General features: G+C 67.2%; 4 protein-coding genes. All 4 read right to left on the bottom strand.

What is annotated here, in order from left to right:
• Window positions 1-624 (bottom strand): aldose 1-epimerase (locus tag VGH54_RS01820; RefSeq protein ID WP_331510224.1); only part of this gene is annotated, 624 nt, incomplete at its 3' end.
• A gap of 9 nt (window positions 625-633) precedes the next feature.
• Window positions 634-1,797, bottom strand: a complete 1,164-nt coding sequence (locus VGH54_RS01815) for an FAD-binding oxidoreductase (RefSeq protein ID WP_331510223.1) — start codon at window positions 1,795-1,797, stop codon at window positions 634-636.
• 32 nt (window positions 1,798-1,829) lie between these two features.
• Window positions 1,830-2,504: a GAP family protein gene (locus tag VGH54_RS01810; RefSeq protein ID WP_331510222.1), complete on the bottom strand. Its 675-nt coding sequence runs from the start codon at window positions 2,502-2,504 to the stop codon at window positions 1,830-1,832.
• A gap of 27 nt (window positions 2,505-2,531) precedes the next feature.
• The gene (locus VGH54_RS01805; RefSeq protein WP_331510221.1) at window positions 2,532-2,852 is read right to left on the bottom strand and encodes a hypothetical protein; all 321 of its coding nucleotides are present in this window, start codon (window positions 2,850-2,852) and stop codon (window positions 2,532-2,534) included.
• Window positions 2,853-2,880: the final 28 nt, after the last annotated feature.

Below are 2,880 nucleotides of genomic sequence, written 5' to 3'. Positions count from 1 at the left end.
GAGGGCTGGCTGGACGACCGCTGCGCCGGTAGGCAGCCCCTGCCCGTCGAGCGTCAGGTGTCGCATCGCCGGGGTCTCGATGATCCACTCATCGCGCGGCACGTCCGGCAACTGAAGATACGGATGGAAACCGAAACACAGGGGCACGGCCTGCTCGCCGGTCGGGGTCACCGAGGCACGCATCCGCAGGGTCCGATGCGACAGCGAGACGGTCAGCGCGAGCCGATGTGGAAACGGAAAGCTGGCCAGCAGATCCTCGTCGCTGAAGTCCACTTCGCCGGTGAGTTCGTGGCCCGACTCATGCGTCACGCGCCAGTGCGGATAGGCGGCCAGCACACCGTGGATCGGCAACCCGTTGGGGTCGGTCCGCACCCCGTGTTCGCCGGCGGTCAGCGTGACCGTCGTATCCTCCACCGTATAGCTGTTGGCGCCCAACCGATTTGCCCACGGGTACAACAGCGGGATGCCCATTGTTTTACCGTTGGCCACATAGGCGTCCAGCCCACGGCGCTGGCCGAGCAGTTCGGTACCTGAATCGCTCAGCGAAATACCGATCATCCCGGCTTCCGGCACGAACTGGGCCTCTATCGACGATGACGGGTCGCTCAGCGTGACGATATGCACCCGATGAGACTAGCTGCACAGCGGGTCGTGCTGAATGCGCTCCGGCGGCGCGCCTTTGGCGATCAGCGCGTCTTTGGTGGCGCGGATCATCTCCGGCCCGCCGCAGATCAGGATCTGACGGTCTCCCCAGTTGCCATATTTGGTGACGATGTCCATCAGCTTGCCGGTCTGGCGCAGATGCAGCCCGCGCGGCGGCGTGACGTCGGGATAGTCGGCGGCCCAGGCGGGGTCGCCGCCGCGCTCGGCGACCGGAGTCACCGACAGCCAGGGATTGTGTGAGGCGATCTGCCACAAGGTCGGCAGGTCGTAGAGCTCGCACGGGTAGCGGGCGCCGAAGAACATGTGCACGCGCGGGTTCACCCCCCAGCGGGTGAGGTCCATGACGATCGAGCGCAGCGGTGCGAGCCCGGTGCTGCCGGCCACCATCAGCACGTCGCCGCCGTCGCGGTCGACCTGCAGGGCGCCGTGCGGGCTGGACAGCCGCCACCGGTCACCGGCCTGGGTCTCGTTGACGATGGCATTGCTGACCAGACCGCCCGATACCGCGCGGACATGAAACTCGATGGCTCCGGTGCCATCTGGCGGGATGGCCGGTGTCAGGTATCGCCACCGCCGCGGGCACTGCGGAACGGCGACGTTGACGTACTGGCCCGCGTGGTAGGGCATCGGGCTGTCCAGTTGCAGCCGGACGACGGCCAGGTCGCGGGACACCCGAAGGTGTTCGACCACCACGCCGTCCCACCACGCCGGCCCTGGTTCGGCGTCGGCGGCGCCGCTCATCACCCCGGTGATCAGGTTCACCGACTGCAGAGCCGCGGCGTCGACGGCGTCGGTCCACGCCTCGGCCAGCTCGTCGCGCAGCGTCGCATACAGCGCCTGCCCCAGCGTCCCGTAGTGCTCGGGCAGCACTCCGTACTTACGGTGGTCGCGTCCCAGCTGCGCCAGAAACGCCACCGGATCTTCGGCCCGCTGAGCGACCAGTTCGCCGTAAATCCACTTCAACGCTTGCGCGAAGGCGACCCGCTGCACGCCCATGTCGGGCGGAAACAGGTCGCGCGGTGACACATCGGAGGCAAACCAGCGGGTGTAGAAGCGGCCGATGAGCCCGTTGTTGTCGTCCGCGTCAAGGGCGGCGTGCAGCACCGCCAGCGCATCCCGGTCGTTAAGGCTCACGGGCGCCGATTTTATGCCTGCTTCAGCGGTCCTCAGAGCAGCGCGTTAACGCCGTGGTAGAGCACCAGCCCGCCGATCAGGACCAGCACCCCGGCGAGCATCGCAGCGTTGTTGCGCTCCATCCACTCCTTGAGCCGCGCCATCGGATCGTCCATCCGGTGACCGGCGGCCACGTAAGCGAGGACGGGGATCGCGACCGTGGATGCGGCGACGGCGATGTAGATGGCACCGGTGACCAACTCGCCGGCGGTGCCGAGGTCGCCGCTGCCGATGGCCAAGCCGGCCAATGCGCACATGGTCAGCACCTCGACCCTCACCACCACCAAAACCAACCCGGTGGCCAGAGCCCGCGCGGGCCTGAGGGTTTCGAAAGACCGCATCCACTTCGGTGACTCGGTGTGTCCTTCGCGGGTCAGCCACCGATAGATGCCGAACGCGATCAGCGCCAACCCGAGCACCACGCGTGTCCAGGATGCCCAGACCGGCGCCTTGTTGTGCAGGCCACTGAGCGATTCGGAGGACGCGACGAACACGGCGGTCAGCGCCACCAGGCCCAGCAACCAGCCGCCGAGAAACGCGAGACCGGTCGGTCGCGGCCGCGGCGTCTGCAACACCAGGACCGCCGGAATGACGGACAGCGGCGAGATCGACACGACCAGCGCCAGCGGAATCAGGGTGGTCAGCACAGAGACCCAACTTCCCGTCACGCGCTGAATCTTCGCATTGCTTGCCGATCAGCGCTGCGCCGGACCCGCCTTGCGTCGCAGCGTCCACGCCGGCACCCAGTGCGTGACGTTCTTGCGCTTTGACCCGTAGGCGACCGGGTAGGTCACCAACCCCCACCAGTCGCCCTGCTCGCAAATGCCCCAGCACGTCAGCCAGCCTTCGACGACCTTGTGCAACTGCAGGCCGTTGGGCTGAAAGCGGCCGGACCGGTGTGGCTCGCGGGGAAAGAGCACGGTCAGATCAATCAGCACGCTGATCGGCGGGCGCACGACGCGGAACGGGTTGCGGGCCGGCTGGCCGTTGTATCCGATCGACGCGAGGTCTCCCACTGATCGATCATACGTTCGAATAACCGCT

It is taken from the genome of Mycobacterium sp. (genome assembly GCF_036488105.1).
Classification (GTDB): Bacteria; Actinomycetota; Actinomycetes; order Mycobacteriales; family Mycobacteriaceae; genus Mycobacterium.
Note: the sequence above shows the minus strand (reverse complement) of the source record. Positions and strands in the feature narration are given on the sequence as shown.